The following is a 20,473-nucleotide window of genomic DNA, read 5'->3' on the forward strand; positions in this document are numbered from 1 at the left end:
AGGACTGTGTTATAGGTAACACAGTCCCAAATATTCTAGCATAAATTCCAAATTAGCGCTCGCTGATTGGAACATATTTTTGCATGCCTGGTCCAACATACTCTGCACGTGGACGGATTAGGCGGTTGTTAGCATATTGTTCAAGAATATGTGCTACCCAACCAGAAGTACGTGAAACTGCAAAAATTGGTGTGAATAAGTCATGATCGATACCTAAAGAATCGTACACTGATGCAGAGAAGAAGTCTACGTTAGCAGGTAATTTCTTTTGTTCAACGATCATGTCATGGATTTTAACTGACATTTGATAAAGTTCTGGTTTACCAGTTAGTTCAGTTAACTTTTGTGACATTACACGTAAGTGTGGTGCACGTGGGTCGCCTTTGCGGTATACGCGGTGACCGAAGCCCATGATTTTTTCTTTGTTGTCTAATTTATTTTGAATGTAAGATTCAACGTTTTCAAGTGAACCAATTTCAGTTAACATCTTCATAACTTGCTCATTTGCACCGCCATGAAGTGGTCCTTTTAATGCACCGATAGCTGCAGTTACGCCAGAATAAACATCTGATAATGTAGCTACACATACACGTGCTGTAAATGTAGAGGCATTTAATTCGTGGTCAGCATGTAATACTAATGCTTTATCGAACGCTTCTACTTCGATTGCTGCTGGCTCTTCGCCTTTTAACATATATAGGAAGTTTGCTGCATAGCTAAGCTCTGCTTTTGGTTGGATTGGCTCTAAGCCTTTACGTACACGTGCAAATGCAGTCACAACTGTTGCAATTTTAGCTTGTAGACGGATAGCTTTACGGTAGTTAGCTTCTGGATCCATCACATCCGCTTCTTCATCGAATACACCAAGTAAAGATACTGCCGTACGAAGTGCAGCCATTGGATGTACAGTTGAAAGTGGGTACGTTTTGAATTGGTCTACAATTGCTTGTGGAATAGACATGTTGTCTGCTAATTGTTGTTTTAACTCAGCAAGCTCGTCCGCTTTAGGTAAACGAGTGTGCCATAGTAGGTAAATAACCTCTTCAAATGATGCGTTGTCTGCTAAATCATCAATGTTGTAACCAACATATGTAAGTGTGTCATCGATAATTGAACTGATTTTAGATTCCGCTGCTACGATACCTTCTAAACCTTTTGTTGCTGACATAAATTATCGCTCCCTCATACTAATAATTTTTATTGTAAACGCTTTTTCAAACATAGCATTTACGTTTTTTGCTCACATGAACCATTAAGTAAATCGCTTACATTGCTATTATAATCATTTTTGACAGCTTTGTGAATGAAAATCCTTTAAATAAAGAAAAAGTCGGACGAGCGACTATATATGCGTACTAAAGAGGGTGTTTTGTATATTTTGACAATATTTTTTCATTTGAATCGGGGTGATTTTGTAAAAATGAGGAATATTAAATATTTTTCATACGAAAGAACTATTAATATTTTCTGGTTTATTTTCTATTTAGTAATTCTTTGGTTCGTATTACCTGTGTCTCTTGCTATATTTTTATCATTTACCACATATCCTATAATAAATTTTCTTCATAAGTACTGTAAAATCGCTTATTGGATTGCTGCAATTATCGTTGAAATATTGATACTTTCTTGCATTGTTCTCCTCATTATTATATCAATAAACAGCATTATACTCATCTTTCCAGAAATACGAGATACACTCCAAAACTTCCCATTATTCACTGAATATGAATCCATTTTCATGCAGTTTTTACAGGAGAAATCACTGTCTATTTTTGATTCAATCGTCGTTTATACAGCAAATTTATTTCAAATATTTATGAAGCACGTCATTGAAGTTTTTATCTTTCTTGTTGCATATTATTTTGCATTATTAGAAACAAGGAAATCTCGTTATTGGTTTTTCCAATATGTCCCGAAAAAATATAGACATGAATGGCAATCTCATTTTTCCAAAGTTATGCAACTGTTTCATTACTTTGTATTCGTGGAATTTCAGTTATTTACGATTACACTGCTCATTCTTTGTGCAGGCTTTATGATGTTCCAATTTGACCAAGCTATTACGAAAGCATTTATTGTTGCTTTTGCAGATGTACTACCTTTTTTCGGCATTGGTGTTTTTCTTGTCCCAATGAGCATTTACTTTTATTTTAATGGTAATACCTTTTTATGTGTTGCCATTTTACTATTGTATTTGTTTGTCCAACTTACAAGGCAGCTAGCTGAATCTATGCTTTGGTCGAATACACTGCAATTACGAACATTTCACACATTTTTCATCAGTGCTGCCTCCATTTTATTATTCGGCTTTTATGGTATTTTACTAAGCCCATTATTTTTATTTTTAGCTGTTAAGCTGAAAGAAAAATCTATTTTTGAACAATGATAAATTGTCCTTTTTTCATTTTTTTACGCATCCAGTAAAATACGAGCGGTTGGAATAATTTTCGTGTTATTGGTAACAGCAATAACAACCCGATAACATCTGTTATAAAACCTGGTAGTGCTAAAAGTATACCGCCACTAAAATTCAACATGGCATCGACTAATGCAGGTCCCGGAGCTTCTCCTCGTGCTACCATATGTTTTACGTTTTTCACGGAATTAATACCTTTATTTTTCGCTATATAAATACCAATAATTGTCGTTGCGACAACAAGTAATAATGTATTGAAAACGCCAATATTTTGACCAATAACTATTAATAACGCCAGTTCGGCTAATGCATATACAACAAAACTAAGAAAAAATTTTTTCATATTTTTCTCCTTTCTATTGAAAAAGCTATACCTTCTATACGTTATTATAGCCCAATAAGTTTCATCTAAAAAACAAATACATGTAAATACTATTTTTCACTTGTTATGTAAAAGGCTCTAGTACGGTTCCCCCTACTAGAGCCTTGTTATTATTTATTAAAGTACACTTGCATGTCCTTTATAAATAACACCTGTTTCAGCATCCATTGTTATTTCCTGACCGTGGCGAATTAATGTTGTTGCTTCTTTTACGCCGACGATTACAGGGATACCAAGGCTTAGCCCTACAACAGCAGCATGACTAGTCAGTCCGCCTTCCTCTGTAATAAGGCCGATGCAATTTTCAATCGCTGGCATCATATCGCGATCCGAACCTAATGTTACTAAAATGCAGCCATCTGTGTCATATGCTAATGCTTCTGCTGCATTTTTTGCTACAACTGTCTTACCGATTACTGATGCTTTGCCGATTCCTTGACCACGCGCCAGTAAATCACCAATAATGTGAACTTTCATTAAGTTTGTAGTACCTGCTTCACCAACAGGAACTCCAGCCGTAATAACAACTGCATCACCATGCGTAACATAGCCATGTTTTAAACTTTCGTCTACTGCCAGCTCTAAAATTTCGTCTGTCGTTGTAACACGTTGACATACTACCGGATAGACACCCCATACAAGCGTTAGTGTATTGGCTGTATTTGCAGAGCCCGTAACAGCAACAATTGGTACACCAGGACGATATTTTGCAATCATTCTCGCTGTATTTCCGCTTTCCGTTGGTGCCAATACCGCTTTTACGCCTAAGTTTATCGAAGTATAAGCTACTGCCTGAGAAATAGCCTCTGTCATATTCGCTTCTTTTTCACGACTACGTGTCGAAACGATTGCTTTATAATCCAATGAGTTTTCAGTGCGCTGTGCAATTTTATTCATCGTTTGTACAGATTCCACTGGGTAAATTCCTGCTGCTGTTTCACCAGATAGCATAATCGCATCCGTTCCATCAATAATGGCGTTCGCAACGTCACTTGCTTCAGCACGTGTTGGACGAGGATTACGTTGCATTGAGTCTAACATTTGAGTAGCTGTAATAACTGGTTTACCAACTTGGTTACATTTTAGAATTAATTTCTTTTGAACTAAAGGTACCTCTTCGGCTGGAATTTCTACACCAAGGTCACCACGTGCTACCATTAATCCATCTGATACTAAAATGATTTCGTCAATATTATCGACACCTTCTTGGTTCTCGATTTTCGGGATAATTTGAATATGACTACCACCATTTTGCTCAAGTAATTCACGAATTTCTAATACATCTTTCGCTCGACGAACGAATGAAGCGGCAATAAAATCGACACCTTGCTTAATACCAAATAATATATCTTGTGCATCTTTTTCAGTAATACCTGGTAATTGCACTGAAACGCCAGGGACGTTAACACCTTTTTTATTTTTTAAGACCCCAGCATTTTCTACTATTGTGTGGATAAGCCCTTTTTCCGTATCTGTTGCTAACACACGTAATTGAATTAACCCATCATCCAATAAAATAATGGAGTTTTGTTCTACGTCTTCGATTAGTCGGTCATACGTAACAGAGAAGCTTGCCTCTGTTCCTTCTACTTCCGTCATCGAAATATCGATTACTTGTCCTGCTGTTAAATGCAGTTCTCCATTTTGCATATTATGTGTGCGAATTTCAGGTCCTTTTGTGTCGAGCAAAATCCCTACTGGTTTTCCTAACTTATCTGCAACTTCACGAATTAAATTAATGCGCACTTCATGTTCTTCATGTGAACCATGTGAAAAATTTAAGCGGGCTACATTCATACCTGCCTCAATTAGTTTTTCTAAAATTTCCGGTGACTCACTTGCTGGACCAATTGTACATACGATTTTTGTTTTTCTCATTTTCTGCCCACTCCGTTTTACGCCAAATTATATTGATAGTTCTTTCATTAAAGTATACAAGCTTACATCTGACTCATGATGCTTTTCAAAAGCTTCTGGCATATCATAGTCAATTACTGTATGGTTGCGTATGCCTACAGCTCGACCAGATTTACCTTCCATTAATAATTCTACTGCATGTGCACCAAATTGACTTGCGAGGACACGATCACGTGCCGTTGGAGAACCACCGCGTTGAATATGACCAAGAACTGAAACACGCGTCTCTTTCCCCGTCTTTTCTTTTAGTAGTTTTGCCAAATCGCTTCCTGACATTACACCCTCTGCTACAATAATGATACTATGCTTTTTCCCTCGTGCTTCACCACGCTCTAGACGCGATATGATGTCGTCTAAATCATAATCTTCCTCGGGAATTAAGACGGTTTCAGCACCTGCTGCAAGCCCTGCCCATAATGCGATATCACCGGCATCACGCCCCATAACTTCAACAATAAAAGAGTTTTCATGGGAAGTCGCCGTATCACGAATTTTATCGATTGATTCAACGACTGTATTAAGCGCAGTATCAAAGCCAATTGTATATTCTGTTCCAGGAACATCGTTATCAATCGTTCCAGGCACACCAACAACTGGGAACCCTTTTTTCACAAGGTCCATAGCACCTCGATAGGAACCATCACCCCCGATAACAACTAAACCTTCGATACCTGCTTCTCGCATTTTAGCAATACCTTGTTGTTGGACAGCATCTTCTTTAAATTCAGGGCAACGAGCTGAAAATAAATTCGTACCCCCTCTTTGAATGATGCCACCTACAGAGCCTAAATCAAGTAGCTCAAAAGATCCTTTAATTAAACCTTCATAGCCATGCTTAATGCCAACAACATCTAGTCCATGATAAGCTGCCTTACGAACGACTGCTCGAATGGCTGCGTTCATGCCAGGTGCATCTCCACCACTTGTTAATACGGCAATTTTTTTCATTGTCGAACAACCTCCTGCAGTGTTATCTAATATTATTCACATTAACACGAAAAAACAAACTATGTAAGGGTTCTGACGTTAGAAAAACATAACTTTTACATAAAAAATGAAAAGAATGCGCTTTCACACATTCTTCTCATCACAAAGCATCTAAAATTTAACATTTTTAAAAAATTCTTCGTTATAAATTAACGATTAGCTAGTCAGCGCTTTGTTATGTGTTTAGTCTACACTTCTGTATATTGTCCAATTTTTTTAAATTTTTCATAGCGGTCTTCAATTAGTTGCTCACCATTTAAAGAATTTAATGCTTTTAGTGTGTCACTAATACATTCCTTTATATACATAGCTTGCTTTGCTACATTGCGATGAGCACCGCCAGTGATTTCAGGAATAATCCCATCAATAACACCAAGCTCTTTTAAATCAGGTGCGGTAATGCGCATTGCCTCAGCCGCTTGCTTTGCAAGACTACCATCACGCCATAGAATTGAAGCCGCACCTTCTGGAGAAATAACCGAATAAGTAGAGTTCTCTAACATGAATACACGGTTTGCTACACCTAATGCTAAAGCACCGCCACTACCGCCTTCTCCTATAACAATGCTAATGACTGGTACTGATAACCCTGCCATTTCTACTAGATTACGAGCAATCGCTTCACTTTGACCACGTTCTTCTGCTGCTTTCCCTGGGTAAGCACCTTTTGTATCAATAAAACAAATGATTGGACGATTAAACTTTTCAGCTTGTTTCATTAAGCGTAACGCCTTACGATAACCTTCTGGATGTGGCATACCGAAATTACGGCGAATATTTTCTTTTGTGGACTTGCCACGTTGATGACCGATGATAGTGACAGGTTGTCCTTCAAAAAGAGCAATCCCACCAAGTATCGCGGCATCATCACCAAACGTACGATCACCATGTAGTTCAATAAAATTTTCGCACATCGCTTCAATATATTGTAACGTTGTTGGTCGTTCTGGATGACGTGCCACTTGCACTCGATCCCACGGCTTCATATTGGCATAGATTGATTGCTCTAATTGCGTTAAACGTGTTTCCAGCTTTTCAATCTCACCAGTCATATCTACATCCGCATCGGCTGCAATCGTTTTTAATTCATCAATTTTTTCACGTAATTGTACTACTGGTTCTTCAAAGGCTAAATTTTTAGACATGTTGTACGCCACCCTTCGTATGCATTTTTACAAGCACAGCCACTTGTTTACGTAAATCTTTGCGATGGAAGATGGCATCTAGTTGACCATGTTCTAATAAAAATTCTGCTGTTTGGAAATCATTTGGTAGTTTTTCTCTTACTGTTTCTTCAATTACACGTCTACCAGCAAAGCCGATTAGTGCTTGAGGTTCTGCAATATTAATATCCCCCACTGAGGCAAAACTTGCAGAAACACCGCCTGTCGTTGGGTGCGTTAAAATCGAAATAAATAATAGCCCTTGATCGCTATGACGTTTTAACGCCACACTCGTTTTTGCCATTTGCATTAACGATAAAACACCTTCTTGCATTCGTGCGCCACCACTTGCAGTAAAAATAATAAATGGTACACGTAATGCTGTTGCTTTTTCAACAGCGCGTGTTATCTTTTCTCCAACAACAGAGCCCATTGACCCCATACGGAAATGCGAATCCATAATGGCAACGACGATCTCTTCCCCATCCAGTGTGCCTAACCCTGTCAATACCGCTTCATTTAGGCCTGTTTTTTGTTGATCCGCATTAATTTTCTCTACATAGGCAGGGAAATTTAGTGGATTGCTTGTTTGTAAATGATCGTCCATCGAAACGAACGAACCTTCATCTAAAAAGTCTGCTACACGCTCCTGTGCCGTCATTTTAAAATGGTGACCACATTTCGTGCATACTTTGTGATGCTTCTCTAATTCTTTTGTTAACTGGATATGGCGGCATTCTGGACATTTTGTCATGAGTCCTTCTGGAAATGCCTTTTCTTGACCATCCTGTTTCTTTTTTCGATTTGCGCTAAATATGTCGCGTATTGCCATGTTTGACTCCCCCTTTGTTGTCTAAAAAGTTTGACCAGTACCCATCCACTGCTCGTAAGCTCGTAAAGCTTCTTTTTCATAACCAAGCTGCATCGATTTCAACATTGTTTGAAGGATAAGTTTTTCATCTTCCGTTGAGTTTCGATTTAAACGGTCACCGTCATAAGCTGCAAGTTGAAACCAGATTTTCAGCGAAAGCCGATTGCCTGATGTAATAATTATTTCTCGTAACACATCGCGACAATTGACTGTTCCTTCAATCTCCAGCTTCACAAAAAAACTGTCCCACACAGGTAGTGTACGAAGAATCTCTGTACAACTTATTACGCGAATTGCTTCCTTTTCATGAATTTGTCGCGTTAATTCGACATCTTTTTTTGATTTTTCATCTTCTAATATAAACATCGACAGTACTTCTACAAGCTGATGCTTATGTGTTGAGGCAAGGAATGTACCCCCACCATGACGTGTCTCAATGAGTCCAAGTAACTCTAAACTGCGCAGTGCCTCCCTTACAGAGGATCGCCCAACACCTAACCTTTCTGATAATACACGTTCAGAAGGAAGCTTTTCTCCAGCTTGAATTTTTTCCATTCGAATCAGTTGACGCAATTGCTGAACGATTTCTAAAAACACTTTTTTTTGTTCGGTTTGTTTATCCATATGATTAACTCCCGTTATCAAAAGTGGTCTGACCACTTTTTAGCATTGACTATATCTTACAAAATAACTGATGAAAAGTAAAGAAAAAACTGCATATGATGCTATGCAGTTTCTAAATTCTTGTTTAATTTCATAATTTTTCAGTCGATTGTGCATGTTTTACTTTCACTTGTGGTTTCCCAAAACGTTTTTCCAGCGTGCCTTCAATATAGAGTAACCCATCTTCCAGCAACATTTCCTGTACGAGTTGAAATACTTGCGGGAATAATGTCACAGATACTGTACCAAACTCATCTTGAAGTTGGACAAAAGCCATCTGCTCTCCTTTTTTCGTTCGGATTTTTTTTACTTCTTCAATCAGTCCAATCATTTTTACATACATTCCCTCACGTGCATGCTTCAGTTCTGCACATGTAATATTCACATCTGCCCAGTAATTTCTTACTTCTGAAACAGGATGAGCTGATATATAAAAGCCTAGACTTTCTTTTTCATGCTGGAGTTTTTCCTTCTGGGGCATCGCTTCTGCTTGCATATACTTTGGTTTCCCAAAAGTAAACGCAGTTGCCGTTTCTATATCTACATCTTCTGTTGGACGCAATAGTTCTGCATGCATTAGCGCCGCCTCTAAAGTAGCTACGAGCACCGCACGATCCTTACCTAGATAATCGAGCACACCTGCATAAACTAAAGTTTCCATTACTTTCGGTTTGAAATGTTGTGCACTTAAAGCGACTGCCAAATCAAATAAATTATGAAAAGCAGCTGGATTTGTTTTGCGTACTGCCATTACCTTCTCTATAAACGTGTGCGGCACACCTTTAACGCCGGATAAACTAAAGCGAATTCCATCCTTTTCAACTAAAAAGAATTTTGTACTGTGCAACAGCGAAGGTGGATAAAATGGAATTCCTTTATCTTTCGCTTCCGCTACAAGTTGCTGAATTTTTTCCGTATTTCCCGTTGCATTTGTTAATAAAGCAGCATAAAAACTTTGCGGATAATGTGCTTTTAAATACGCCATTTGATACGAGATGACACTATAGGCAACAGCATGACTTTTTGGGAAGCCATAGTCTGCAAAGCGGACAATTAGCGCATAGACATCTTCTGCAATATGTCGATCAAAACCTTGGTTCAATGCCCCATTGACAAAGGCGGCTTGTTGCTCGTCTAAAATATCACGATTTTTCTTACTCACCGCACGACGCAATAAATCCGCCTGCCCCATTGTAAAACCTGCCATCGTTGCAGCAATGTGCATGATTTGCTCCTGATAAACAATAACACCAAATGTTTCGCGTAAAATTGGTTCCAGCAACGGATGGGGCATCGTTACTTGTTCCTTGCCTGCTTTCCGTCTAGCGTACACAGGGATAAATTCCATTGGGCCTGGACGGTAAAGTGCATTGACAGCTACAATATCCAAAAAATGGGTTGGATGAATATCACGTAATGCTTGTTTCATCCCTTCCGATTCTAGCTGAAAAATACCAACTGTATCACCCTTTTGAAGCAACTGGAACGTCAGCTCGTCATGCATTGGAATAAGGTCAAATTCTATCCATGGCCCTCCAGTTTTATAAATAGACCAACGTACTTGCTCTAAAATTGTTAAATTGCGCAACCCTAAAAAGTCCATCTTTACAAGCCCACGCGCCTCCACATCCCCCATCGGCCACTGCGTAATATACACACCATCATGACCATCTTCTATTGGAATTGTATTCACTAAAGGTGTCGGTGCTAACACAACACCCGCTGCATGGGTAGAAGAATTTCTCGGCAAGCCTTCTAGTTTTAATGCCACTTCATACCAACGTTGATGGTATTCATTTTCCGCTAACCAAGTTTGAAAGTTTGGTGATTCTGCCACCGCTCTGTGCAAAGTCATCCCTGGTTTATTGGGGATCATTTTCGATATTTTTTCCATCACTTCAGCCTCAAACCCAAAAACACGCGCCACATCTCTTGCTACTGCTTTCGCAGACAAAGTACCAAAAGTAATAATTTGTGCAACATTAGCCTTGCCATATTTTTGTACGACGTATTGAATGACTTGATGTCGTTTACTGTCCACAAAGTCAATATCGATATCTGGCAGTGTAACACGCTCAGGATTTAAAAAGCGTTCAAATAATAAACCATAGGCGAGTGGGTCGACCTGTGTTATAGAGAGACTAAAAGCAACGAGTGAACTTGCGGAAGATCCACGACCTGGCCCAGTTAAAATACGCTGTTCTTTGGCAAAATGCATAAAATCTGCAACAATTAAAAAATAATCAGCATAGCCCATTGAACAGATGATTCCAAGCTCATATTGGAGTCGCTCTCGATATGCTACAGGTAGCTCAGCCACCTTCAAACGTGCAGCTAAGCCTAAAAATGCCTCTTTGACAAGCAAGTCTTCGGCTGTTTCTCCCTCTTGTACAGGGAATGTAGGCATTTGAACATGCGTTTCTGGAATTTTTGCAACACAGCTAGCAAGCATGCTGGCACTTGCTTCAAGCCATTCTAAACGATCTCCAAACCAACCTTTCCACTGTTCCTCTGTTGGTACAAAATAGTGTTCTAAATGCGCTGTAAGCATCGTGTTTTGAAGCTTTTCCCCTGTATCGATTGCTCTAGCCACTTCATAAGCAAAATGGTCTTCTGGTCGTAAAAAATAGCAACGTTGCGTGGCTACAATGGCAATATTTTCGGCTTCACACCACTGCGCAATCATCGCTTCATTGTCTGTTCTTATTCCTCCTGGTCTTGCGATCCCTACATATAGACGTTTTCCAAACACTTGCTGTAGCGCACTTGTCATTGCTTGCCACTCTGCTCTATCGGCTATTTCAACCGTCGACAGTAGCGCTATACATCCTGCCGCATAGCCTTCAAGCCATTTCCAAGGCAATACCTCGTCTTGTCGAATAGAAACAGCACTACTAATCTTTAGTAGATGCTGATAACCTTCCTGTGTTTGCGCATACAGCACAAGCGGAATTGTTTTTTCATCCCACTGGACCTTTATTGTAAGCCCTATTACCGCATGAATATTTGCTTGCTGCATCGCTTGACAAAAAGGCAAAAGCCCGTACAATTTCGAATTGACAATTGCACAGGCCTGCGTATTTTGCTCTTGTAAAAAAGGGATCAATTGTTCAAGCCGAATCGTGCTTTGCAATAAATCCGCGCTCGTATGCATTTGTGTATATACATGTGTCAAAAGAATCCCCGCCTTTCAATTATGAATGATATGATTGACAAATTTCTTTTAAACGTGCAGTGACACGCTCTGCTTCTTGCCATGAATAGGCAGTTGCCCCTGAAGCAAGAGGGTGTCCCCCACCATTAAATTCTTTTGCTAATGTGTTAATAATCGGACCTTTAGAACGGAGACGAACTCGAATTTGGTCCTCCTCTTCTATGAAAATAACCCAAGCACAAATTCCCTTTACACTGCCTAAACAACCGACTAATAAAGATGCCTCTGATGGCACAACGTTAAATTCTGCAAGTAATTCCTTAGTCAGTTTAACATACGCCGCTCCATGTTCATCCATTATGAAGTTTTGATAAATATAACCTTGTAAAGTTAACAGTTTTTGTTCCATTTCATACATCCCATCGAAAATTTGATTTCGATCAAAATGATATGTAATGAGCTCTGCTGCCACTCTAAATGTTTTTACGGTCGTACTTGGGAATTGGAAACGCCCTGTATCTCCTACAATTCCAGCAAATAATAATCTAGCAGAGGCATCCGATAGTTGCCAATCCAATGTTTCTTTACCTGTTTCAAAAAGCTCGTAAATCATTTCACTGCACGAACTTGCTGTTGTATCTACCCACAATAAATCTCCATATTGGTCATCATTCGGATGATGATCAATTTTTACAACCATCTTACCTTTTGTATAGCGTTGATCATCAATACGCTCCGTATTCGCTGTATCTGTCACAATAACTAAAGCATTTTCATAAACAGCATCCGCAATTTGATCGGGCTCTGCTAAAAACGACAAAGACGTATCGTGCTGGCCTACAGCGTACACTTTTTTATCAGGATAATTGGCTAAAATCAATTCTTTTAACCCTAATTGTGATCCGTACGCATCCGGATCCGGACGCACATGGCGATGTATAACGATTGTCTCATATGCAGTAATTGTGTCGATGATTTGTCTTTTCAAAATGATTTCCCCCAAAATGATAGTAATAACCGTTAGCATTTTTCTTCAATAATCGTTACAATAATGTCTAGTTATGCTAGGAGGTTTACTATGCTCAATTTAATTTTTGTCTTCGCAATTATCATATCATTTGTCTTTTATTTTTATTTTAAAACAAAACAGTTCCGTTCTCCATTACCTATTGCTAAAAATTGGTACAAAAGTAAGGCGAATATAGGCTTCGGTTCCTTTATTCTTGCATTTTCTTTAAACCAAGCTTACTTATTCCCTGGAATGTTTACATTTATCATTGTAGCAATTCTTGTGATATTAGGCATCTTTGTTATTGTAGAAAATATTAAAAAAGCTCGCCACTATGGTCAATTTGTGGATGAAGAATATCGTATCAACCGATAATTTCTAATTGCAGGGCACATATCATTGAACATAACGATTAAAGGGATGACCTAGTATTTGCACTAGGCCATCCCTTTTTGTGTACTTAACGCTCCAATAGCTGGAACATCATCATTGCCTTACCGACAAGCATTTGCTCATTAAATACTTCGAAGTCCATCTTAACAAACTTCCGACTCATATCTAAAATGCGGGGCTTAACAGTAAGTGTGCTCTCCATTTGAACAGGCTTAATGAAATAAATCGTCATGTTTTCTGCCACTGCATCGCCACGTTTTCGACGCTTTAATGCAAATGACCCAACTTCGGCTAGTAAAGTTGTAAATGCTCCGTAAGAAATAGCCCCATATTGGTTTGTCATTTGCGGTGTCACTTTAAACTCAACGATTAAATCTTCATCGCCTAGCACTTTCATCTCATTCTTTACTAAATCATCAATTGTTTCACCGTGCTGAGGCTGTCTTTGTGCAAGTTGCAATGCTTTCAGCACATCTTGACGACTAATTACACCTTGTAGAACATTATCGTCATTGACAATTGGTAGTAAATCGATTCCTTCCCAAATCATGCGGTGCCCTGCAGACGCGACGCTCATTTTCATTGAACCAGCGATTGGATTTTTCGTCATAACCTTTTCAATCAGCTCGTCTTCTTCCCTACCAATAACGTCTTTAACAGTGATCATTCCGACCAATTTATTGTTGGCAGTTACTACTGGGAATGCACCATGTGTTGTACGCTCATTCAACTTGTGGAAATGATGAATCGTTTCATCATTGCGTAACACAGATGTCTCAACCATTGGTACATAGATATCCTCAATAAATAAAATATCTTTTTTAATTAACTGGTCATAAATAGCACGGTTAATCATCGTGGCAACAGTAAAAGTATCGTAGCTAGTAGAAATAATCGGTAAATCCAGTGCATCGGCAAGTTGCTTATTGTCATCTGTTGTGTCAAAGCCACCGGTAATTAATACAGCAGCACCTGCACGTAGCGCATTTTCGTGCGCTTTTATACGGTTTCCGACGATAAGTAAGCTACCAGCATCTGTATAACGCATCATATCTTCTAATTGCATCGCACCTATTACAAATTTTGTTAATGTTTTATGTAGACCTGTTTTACCACCTAATACTTGGCCATCTACAATATTAACAATTTCGGCAAATGTTAACCGTTCGATGTTTTCTTTCTTTTTCTTTTCAATACGAATTGTTCCGACACGCTCAATAGAACTTACTAAGCGACGATTTTCCGCTTCTTTTATAGCGCGGTAAGCCGTTCCCTCACTAACTTGCATTTCTTTTGCAATTTGTCGTACTGAAATTTTATCGCCCACGGGTAGTGACTCGATGTATTGTAAAATCTTCTCATGTTTTGTTGACAAAATATCACCTATTTCTCAAGCAATGAATTCTGTTCTTAGTGTACCATATTTTTTGCGAAAATATTGAGTATAAAGGTGTAAAATGTTTAACGTTTCCTATTATTTCAACTACGCACGTGGTGTCAATTATTATAGTACAGCACCTTAAATGATTAGGAACAGTTTACTTTTTCACCAGCTTTTAAAATTTGAACCTCTGCATTTTGCACTAAATTTGCAAAAATTTGCGGATCCTGCTCAATCGGAGGAAATGTATTATAATGTATCGGTACAACAATTTTTGGTTTTAAAAATTCTACAGCACATGCAGCATCTTCAGGACCCATCGTAAAGTTATCTCCAATTGGTATAAACGCTATATCAATTGGATGACGTTCACCAATTAATTTCATATCGCTAAATAGTGCTGTATCCCCCGCATGATAAATCGTTAATCCCTCGATAAATAATAGCACGCCGGCAGGCATTCCCATGTAAATGATTTCATTGTTTTCTGTTATATAAGAGGAGCCGTGGAAAGCCTGTGTAAACTTCACCTTCCCAAAATCGAACTGTTTTGCTCCACCAATATGCATTGGATGCGCTTTCACACCCTGCCATGAAATCCAGTTTGCTAATTCATTTGGTGCAATAACTAGCGCGTCCTTTTTCTTAGCAAGTTCCACCGTATCCCCTACATGATCATTATGCCCATGTGTAAGTAAAATAATATCCGGCGCCTCATCTGTAACCTTCAAATCGGTTTGGCTATTTCCATTAATGAAAGGGTCAATTAAAATTGTTTTATCATTTGTCTGAATTTTAACGACAGAATGACCATGATAACTAATTTGCATAAAAACGTTCCTCCCAATACCATAATATTTGCTCCATCTTTTAATTCGCTATCCATGCGCTTTTTCCCTTTTTTTGATATGCTTGTACAGGATATGAAAAGTGCTATAGTGCTAGCTTTTCCTTTGACATGTATATGCCGAGAAAAGAACCATCGTGCTAAATCATTTTTTGTTATAACCGCGCTGCGGGTGCTCCAAATAAACGTAAGCATTGCATTGCTTATACCTAAAAATGAAGCCACTTGAAAGATGATGTTTTAAATTAACATCGAAAAAAACTAGGTGCAATATGAGGAGGAAATGGATGATGTCAAAAGTACAAGAAATCCAAAACTATTTACAAAAAAATCAAATTGATGCCGCATTCGTAACGACTCCCGATAATGTCTATTACGTATCAGGTTTTAAAAGTAATCCCCACGAACGATTACTAGGTGTGATGATTTTTAAAGAAGCAGAACCTTTTTTAATTTGTCCACAAATGGAAATTCCAGATGCACAAGCTGCCGGCTGGTCATATGAAGTAATCGGTCATCAAGATACAGATAATGCTATGGATGTTCTTGCACAAGCGATTCATAAGCGCAATGTAAATCCATCAACATTTGCGATTGAAAAAGCACAGCTTATCGTAGAACGTTTAGAAGCTTTACAACAATCATTTCCACAAGCTCAATTCGTACGCCTTGATGAAAAAATTAATGCAATGCGTGTGATTAAAGATGAAAATGAGTTAAATAAGTTACGCAAAGCGGCTCAACTTGCCGATTATGCGATTGAAGTAGGTTGCAAAGAAATTGCTGAAGGTAAAACTGAAATGGAGATTTTAACTGCTATTGAAAGTGCTATTCAAGAAAAAGGCTGTAAAATGTCCTTTGAAACAATGGTATTAAGTGGACCAAAATCGGCTTCACCACATGGTAAACCTGGTTCACGTAAAATCGAAAAAGGCGATATGGTGTTATTTGATTTAGGGGTAATTTACGATGGTTATTGCTCTGATATTACACGTACAGTAGCTTTTGGTGAACCATCTGCTCCACAAAAGGCAATCTATAATGCTGTATTAGCGGCTAATACCAATGCCATTGCAGCTGTAAAGCCTGGCGTACGTGCAATGGATTTAGATAAAATTGCGCGCGATACTATTACAGACGCAGGATTTGGTGAATATTTCACACATCGACTTGGCCATGGGCTTGGCATTTCCGTTCATGAATTCCCATCTATTACAGGAACAAATGACATGATGATGAAAGAAGGCATGGTATTCACAATCGAACCTGGTGTTTACAAATCTGATGTGACAGGTGTCCGTATTGAGGATGATGTCGTGGTTACAAAAGATGGTGTGGAAGTATTAACAAAATTCCCTAAAGACTTAATCGTACTGTAAGACAAGGTATTTTACAGTTGGAAATACGATGTAGAAGATAGCACAGTTTCTCTGGATTCTTTTACAGTCACAAAAGAGAAAAAGTGTTAGATTGACTAAAGTCAATCTAACACTTTTTCTTTATCGTTTGTTGTACGTTATGGCGATGCTTTCTGCTCGGAATGCCCGCGTCTTACATGATGTTTGTTCTGAGCAGGAGTCAGCGCCTACGTCAACAACTAATGCTAGCTTCAATATTTTTATTTATTGTAAAAGGAAGAATTGCTAATCCAATATAAATGGATATTTCTGTCCTTCTTTTGGCATTTCATGGTTCAGATGTATTCATACGTAACGAATAGCAACCACAGGATATATTAATTTTAGTTATTCATTATTATTGGATTAATTCATCCACATTCACATATGGCAAGCCTTGTGCTTCTGCTACCGCTTTATAAGTAATATGCCCCTCTAATGCATTCACACCTTTTTTCAATGCAGGATTGTCAATACATGCTTGCTTATAGCCTTTATTGGCAATTTGCAACGCATATGGAATTGTATTATTTGTTAAAGCAATCGTTGAAGTACGTGGCACAGCCCCTGGCATATTGGCAACAGCATAGTGGACTACCCCATGTTTAACATACGTTGGATCATCATGTGTTGTAACACGATCAGATGTCGCAAAAATTCCACCTTGGTCAATCGCAATATCCACAACAACAGAACCTGGTTGCATCGATTGAATCATTTCTTCCGAAACTAACTTTGGAGCCTTTGCACCAGGAATTAGAACAGCACCGACAACTAAATCTGAGTGTTTCACAGATTCTGCAATATTATACGGGTTAGACATTAATGTTTGAACATCGCGACCAAACATATCTTCTAATTGACGTAGACGTTCTGGACTTAAATCAATAACTGTTACGTCTGCTCCCATACCAACTGCGATTTTCGCAGCGTTTGTTCCGGCGATTCCGCCACCAATTACTGTTACTTTACCGCGTTGTACACCTGATACACCGCCTAGTAAAATCCCTTTACCACCGTGATTTTTCTCTAAATATTGCGCACCAATTTGTGTTGCCATTTTACCAGCTACTTCACTCATTGGTGTTAATAAAGGTAGTGAACCATTTGCAAGTTGAACCGTTTCATAGGCAATACCTACAACTTTTTTATCTATTAATGCCTGCGTTAATTCACGCTCTGGCGCTAAGTGCAAGTAGGTAAATAAGATTTGTCCCTCATAAAAGTAATCGTATTCCGATGCTACGGGTTCTTTTACTTTTAAAATCATTTCTTGAGCCCACGCTTCTTTTGCCGATGCAACGATATGTGCACCTGCTGCTACGTAATCTGCATCTGTAAAACTTGAACCGATACCAGCTCCTGTTTCAATATACACTTCGTGCCCAGCATGCGTTAAGGATACAACTCCTGCTGGTGTCATTGCTACGCGATTTTCGTTGTTTTTAATTTCCTTTGGAATACCAATCTTCATATTTCCAATCCCCTTTCATAACCTATGAACTAAGCAATTTTCATCAAAATACGTTTCATCGTAAATGATGCACCCCTTGCATTTCCATCTTACCAAACATGTGCAAAAAATGCTTTAATTAAAGCAAATACTAATTAAATTTACAATATTTATAAAATATCAAATAGTAAGACTATTAAAGATATACGAGTCATTGTACAGTAAATGCCTTCACTTTTTCACAAATTTTCTTCGGAAAGTATTTCCTTTAGAAAATCATTTGATATAATATCATTATACAAATAGGGAGGTAATACAAATGGCTAATCATTATAAAAGCATTGTAGTTGCAGTAGACGGTTCTAAAGAGGCAGAGTACGCTTTTCGTAAATCAATCGACGTTGCTAAACGTAACGAAGGTGCTGTTTTAAACCTAGTAAATGTTATTGATACACGTTCATTCGCTGCTATTGAAGCATATGACCGTTCCATTGCAGAGCGTGCACAAGCTTTCTCTGAAGAATTATTAAATGGTTACAAAAAACAAGCTGAAGAAGAAGGCTTAACAAACGTAAACCTTGTAATCGAGTATGGATCTCCTAAAAATATTATTACAAAAGAGCTTTCTAAAATCGTTGATGCAGATTTAATTATCTGTGGCGCTACTGGTTTAAATGCAGTAGAACGCTTCCTAATCGGTTCAGTATCTGAAGCAATCGTACGTTCTGCAAATTGTGACGTACTTGTTATCCGTACACCAGAAGCTTAATCGCAATACATAAAAAGGTATCCTAATTCGGATACCTTTTTTATTATTTTATTTTCCTTCTTGCCACATCTTCACTTTCTCAAAAAACAGTGCAAGCGCTTGTTTATTTTGCATATTTGGTACTTTTGCCAATAATACTTCTTTCGGGGCTTTAAAAGCTTCCCCTTGCTTTTGTAAAATCACAATACTTTTTTCAAGTGCTTTATTGGCAAACATTGTATCTGGCAATTGAATAATCGCTTGAATCCAAGCATGCTTTTGGATGTACTTATGCAGTTGTTTCGACTGTTCTGATTCAAAAAGATGTGTTGGCGCTAAGAAAAATAAATAGCCTCCGTCTTTCGTATAATTGATAGACTGCTCAATAAATAAATGATGAGCATAGCTCATGCCTTCAGAAGCACAAAGCTCATAATCTAGTGCTACTTCCTCATTCGGATAGTATCCGACTGGTAAATCACAAACAATCGCATCTACAGGATCCACCAATAAGTCTTGCAACGCATCTTGGCGATATAAAGAAACTGGTTGCTCTGTTAAATCTGCTGTTGCTGCAGCTAATTGGATCAGTAATTCATCTACCTCCACACCTGATGCTTCTAATTTTCCATCAAGTAAATTCATAACTGTTAACAATAGATTACCTGTTCCCACTGCTGGGTCCATGATTGTCAGCTTTTCTTTCTCTAATCGATCCGCAAAAATTTGTTCAACAAAATAACCAACTAATAAACCAAGCGTATCTGGCGTCATTTGATGATTTGGCTGGGAACCTTTACGCATCCCTTTTAAAATCGCAATTTGAATAGATTTACGCACATCTTCTTTCGTTGCTCCTTGTTGGGAGAAATCTACTTCTCCATCAAGCCATGCTTCTAGCCCATCAAGCACACCTTCAAGCAATGTCGCATCTTGCTCTTTTTCTATTTTTTCTGCATGCTCATTCAGCATCCCAAATAGTTTTTCAATTTTTTCCATACACAACTTCCTTTCACGCAGAAAAGAGCCTTGACAAAACCTGTCACAGCCCTTTTGTCTAGTATTATCTTAGCCTAAAAGAAGCAAATTATGCTAGTGCTTTCACTGCTGCAATTGCTGCTTCATAGTTTGGATGATCTGTAGCTTCAGGTACATACTCGACATAAGTCACTTTGCCAGTTGCATCTACCACAAAAACAGCACGTGCTAGAAGGCGTAATTCTTTAATATATACGCCATATGCTTCACCAAATGACAGGTCGCGATGATCTGAAACTGTTTGAACAGCATCAATTCCTGCAGCTCCGCACCAACGTTTTTGTGCAAATGGCAGGTCAACTGATACTGTATAAATTACTACATCATCGCCTAAATTTGCAGCTTCCTCATTAAAACGGCGCGTTTGTGCATCACATACACCTGTATCTAATGATGGGACTACGCTAAACAAGCGAATTTTACCTTCTGAATCTTTTAAAGAAACAGGTGATAAATCATTTGCTAATACTGTGAAATCCGGTGCTTGGTCTCCAACCTTTACTTCGTTACCTATTAGTGTTACTGGACCCTTTTTAAATGTAATTTGTGCCATGTTAACGCCTCCTAATCATCATATGTACATAATCTTACTAAATGTAGGGAAATAATTGCAACTAGGACAACTTATCTTCATGCAATTATTGTGATGGCTTG

General features: G+C 38.4%; 18 protein-coding genes. 4 read left to right on the plus strand and 14 right to left on the minus strand.

From position 1 onward, the window contains the following. Positions 1-52: 52 nt before the first annotated feature. Positions 53-1,168: a citrate synthase gene (gene citZ / locus I5435_RS16785; protein ID WP_024363806.1), complete on the minus strand. Its 1,116-nt coding sequence runs from the start codon at positions 1,166-1,168 to the stop codon at positions 53-55. Between the two features lie 252 nt (positions 1,169-1,420). Between citZ and I5435_RS16790 the strand changes: the two genes are divergently transcribed. Continuing rightward, positions 1,421-2,386, plus strand: a complete 966-nt coding sequence (locus I5435_RS16790; protein WP_229387366.1) for an AI-2E family transporter — start codon at positions 1,421-1,423, stop codon at positions 2,384-2,386. Here the strand turns inward: I5435_RS16790 and I5435_RS16795 are convergent. From I5435_RS16795 to I5435_RS16830, 8 genes are all read right to left on the minus strand, one after another. Then, positions 2,370-2,759: an FxsA family protein gene (locus I5435_RS16795; RefSeq protein ID WP_337982639.1), complete on the minus strand. Its 390-nt coding sequence runs from the start codon at positions 2,757-2,759 to the stop codon at positions 2,370-2,372. The genes I5435_RS16790 and I5435_RS16795 overlap by 17 nt on opposite strands. A gap of 156 nt (positions 2,760-2,915) precedes the next feature. Continuing rightward, positions 2,916-4,676 carry a pyruvate kinase gene (gene pyk, locus I5435_RS16800; protein WP_024363803.1) on the minus strand — a complete coding sequence of 587 codons (1,761 nt, stop codon included), beginning with the start codon at positions 4,674-4,676 and terminating at the stop codon, positions 2,916-2,918. Between the two features lie 27 nt (positions 4,677-4,703). Next, a complete protein-coding gene (gene pfkA, locus I5435_RS16805) occupies positions 4,704-5,663 on the minus strand; it encodes a 6-phosphofructokinase (protein WP_024363802.1) in 960 nt (319 codons plus the stop codon). Positions 5,664-5,890: 227 nt separating this feature from the next. Then, complete coding sequence (locus I5435_RS16810; RefSeq protein WP_024363801.1) at positions 5,891-6,847, minus strand: acetyl-CoA carboxylase carboxyltransferase subunit alpha; 957 nt, start codon at positions 6,845-6,847, stop codon at positions 5,891-5,893. Next, positions 6,840-7,697 (minus strand): acetyl-CoA carboxylase, carboxyltransferase subunit beta, encoded by an 858-nt coding sequence (gene accD / locus I5435_RS16815; protein ID WP_024363800.1) that lies wholly within the window; start codon positions 7,695-7,697, stop codon positions 6,840-6,842. The genes I5435_RS16810 and accD overlap by 8 nt, the downstream gene beginning before the upstream one ends. 21 nt (positions 7,698-7,718) lie before the next feature. After that, positions 7,719-8,360 carry a FadR/GntR family transcriptional regulator gene (locus I5435_RS16820; RefSeq protein ID WP_025220305.1) on the minus strand — a complete coding sequence of 214 codons (642 nt, stop codon included), beginning with the start codon at positions 8,358-8,360 and terminating at the stop codon, positions 7,719-7,721. A gap of 130 nt (positions 8,361-8,490) precedes the next feature. Continuing rightward, complete coding sequence (gene dnaE, locus I5435_RS16825; RefSeq protein WP_337982640.1) at positions 8,491-11,574, minus strand: DNA polymerase III subunit alpha; 3,084 nt, start codon at positions 11,572-11,574, stop codon at positions 8,491-8,493. Positions 11,575-11,593: 19 nt separating this feature from the next. Further along, complete coding sequence (locus tag I5435_RS16830) at positions 11,594-12,541, minus strand: DHH family phosphoesterase (RefSeq protein ID WP_108029953.1); 948 nt, start codon at positions 12,539-12,541, stop codon at positions 11,594-11,596. A gap of 90 nt (positions 12,542-12,631) precedes the next feature. Between I5435_RS16830 and I5435_RS16835 the strand changes: the two genes are divergently transcribed. Beyond that, positions 12,632-12,937 (plus strand): YtpI family protein, encoded by a 306-nt coding sequence (locus I5435_RS16835; RefSeq protein WP_024363796.1) that lies wholly within the window; start codon positions 12,632-12,634, stop codon positions 12,935-12,937. Between the two features lie 85 nt (positions 12,938-13,022). Here I5435_RS16835 and I5435_RS16840 read toward each other — a convergent pair whose 3' ends face one another. Next, complete coding sequence (locus I5435_RS16840; RefSeq protein ID WP_024363795.1) at positions 13,023-14,330, minus strand: DRTGG domain-containing protein; 1,308 nt, start codon at positions 14,328-14,330, stop codon at positions 13,023-13,025. Positions 14,331-14,482: 152 nt separating this feature from the next. Further along, positions 14,483-15,166, minus strand: a complete 684-nt coding sequence (locus I5435_RS16845; RefSeq protein ID WP_024363794.1) for a metal-dependent hydrolase — start codon at positions 15,164-15,166, stop codon at positions 14,483-14,485. A gap of 307 nt (positions 15,167-15,473) precedes the next feature. On the opposite strand from I5435_RS16845, the gene I5435_RS16850 reads away from it, so the two are divergent. Next, positions 15,474-16,562, plus strand: a complete 1,089-nt coding sequence (locus I5435_RS16850) for a M24 family metallopeptidase (RefSeq protein WP_337982641.1) — start codon at positions 15,474-15,476, stop codon at positions 16,560-16,562. A gap of 376 nt (positions 16,563-16,938) precedes the next feature. Here the strand turns inward: I5435_RS16850 and ald are convergent, their stop codons facing one another. Next, positions 16,939-18,054, minus strand: coding sequence for an alanine dehydrogenase (gene ald / locus I5435_RS16855; RefSeq protein WP_024363792.1), 1,116 nt, complete (start codon positions 18,052-18,054; stop codon positions 16,939-16,941). Positions 18,055-18,352: 298 nt separating this feature from the next. Between ald and I5435_RS16860 the strand changes: the two genes are divergently transcribed. Next, positions 18,353-18,802 (plus strand): universal stress protein, encoded by a 450-nt coding sequence (locus tag I5435_RS16860; protein WP_024363791.1) that lies wholly within the window; start codon positions 18,353-18,355, stop codon positions 18,800-18,802. A 48-nt stretch (positions 18,803-18,850) separates the two neighbouring features. Here the strand turns inward: I5435_RS16860 and I5435_RS16865 are convergent, their stop codons facing one another. Together I5435_RS16865 and tpx are read right to left on the minus strand one after the other, a co-directional pair. Continuing rightward, positions 18,851-19,780 carry a class I SAM-dependent methyltransferase gene (locus I5435_RS16865; protein ID WP_025220308.1) on the minus strand — a complete coding sequence of 310 codons (930 nt, stop codon included), beginning with the start codon at positions 19,778-19,780 and terminating at the stop codon, positions 18,851-18,853. An 88-nt stretch (positions 19,781-19,868) separates the two neighbouring features. After that, on the minus strand, positions 19,869-20,372 hold the full coding sequence (tpx, locus tag I5435_RS16870; protein ID WP_024363789.1) for a thiol peroxidase: 504 nt from the start codon (positions 20,370-20,372) through the stop codon (positions 19,869-19,871). Positions 20,373-20,473 lie beyond the last annotated feature (101 nt).

It is taken from the genome of Lysinibacillus sp. C5.1, from assembly GCF_016350185.1.
Classification (GTDB): domain Bacteria; phylum Bacillota; class Bacilli; order Bacillales_A; family Planococcaceae; genus Lysinibacillus; species Lysinibacillus sphaericus.

Bases quoted from the DNA above. Each gene is read 5' to 3' on its own strand.
- I5435_RS16820 (WP_025220305.1), bottom strand. From the start codon at position 8,360: ATGGATAAACAAACCGAACAAAAAAAAGTGTTTTTAGAAATCGTTCAG.
- I5435_RS16835 (WP_024363796.1), top strand. From the start codon at position 12,632: ATGCTCAATTTAATTTTTGTCTTCGCAATTATCATATCATTTGTCTTT.
- pyk (WP_024363803.1), bottom strand. From the start codon at position 4,676: ATGAGAAAAACAAAAATCGTATGTACAATTGGTCCAGCAAGTGAGTCA.
- I5435_RS16850 (WP_337982641.1), top strand. From the start codon at position 15,474: ATGTCAAAAGTACAAGAAATCCAAAACTATTTACAAAAAAATCAAATT.
- I5435_RS16860 (WP_024363791.1), top strand. From the start codon at position 18,353: ATGGCTAATCATTATAAAAGCATTGTAGTTGCAGTAGACGGTTCTAAA.
- I5435_RS16865 (WP_025220308.1), bottom strand. From the start codon at position 19,780: ATGGAAAAAATTGAAAAACTATTTGGGATGCTGAATGAGCATGCAGAA.
- citZ (WP_024363806.1), bottom strand. From the start codon at position 1,168: ATGTCAGCAACAAAAGGTTTAGAAGGTATCGTAGCAGCGGAATCTAAA.
- I5435_RS16810 (WP_024363801.1), bottom strand. From the start codon at position 6,847: ATGTCTAAAAATTTAGCCTTTGAAGAACCAGTAGTACAATTACGTGAA.
- I5435_RS16795 (WP_337982639.1), bottom strand. From the start codon at position 2,759: ATGAAAAAATTTTTTCTTAGTTTTGTTGTATATGCATTAGCCGAACTG.
- ald (WP_024363792.1), bottom strand. From the start codon at position 18,054: ATGAAGATTGGTATTCCAAAGGAAATTAAAAACAACGAAAATCGCGTA.
- tpx (WP_024363789.1), bottom strand. From the start codon at position 20,372: ATGGCACAAATTACATTTAAAAAGGGTCCAGTAACACTAATAGGTAAC.
- pfkA (WP_024363802.1), bottom strand. From the start codon at position 5,663: ATGAAAAAAATTGCCGTATTAACAAGTGGTGGAGATGCACCTGGCATG.
- accD (WP_024363800.1), bottom strand. From the start codon at position 7,697: ATGGCAATACGCGACATATTTAGCGCAAATCGAAAAAAGAAACAGGAT.
- I5435_RS16790 (WP_229387366.1), top strand. From the start codon at position 1,421: ATGAGGAATATTAAATATTTTTCATACGAAAGAACTATTAATATTTTC.
- I5435_RS16845 (WP_024363794.1), bottom strand. From the start codon at position 15,166: ATGCAAATTAGTTATCATGGTCATTCTGTCGTTAAAATTCAGACAAAT.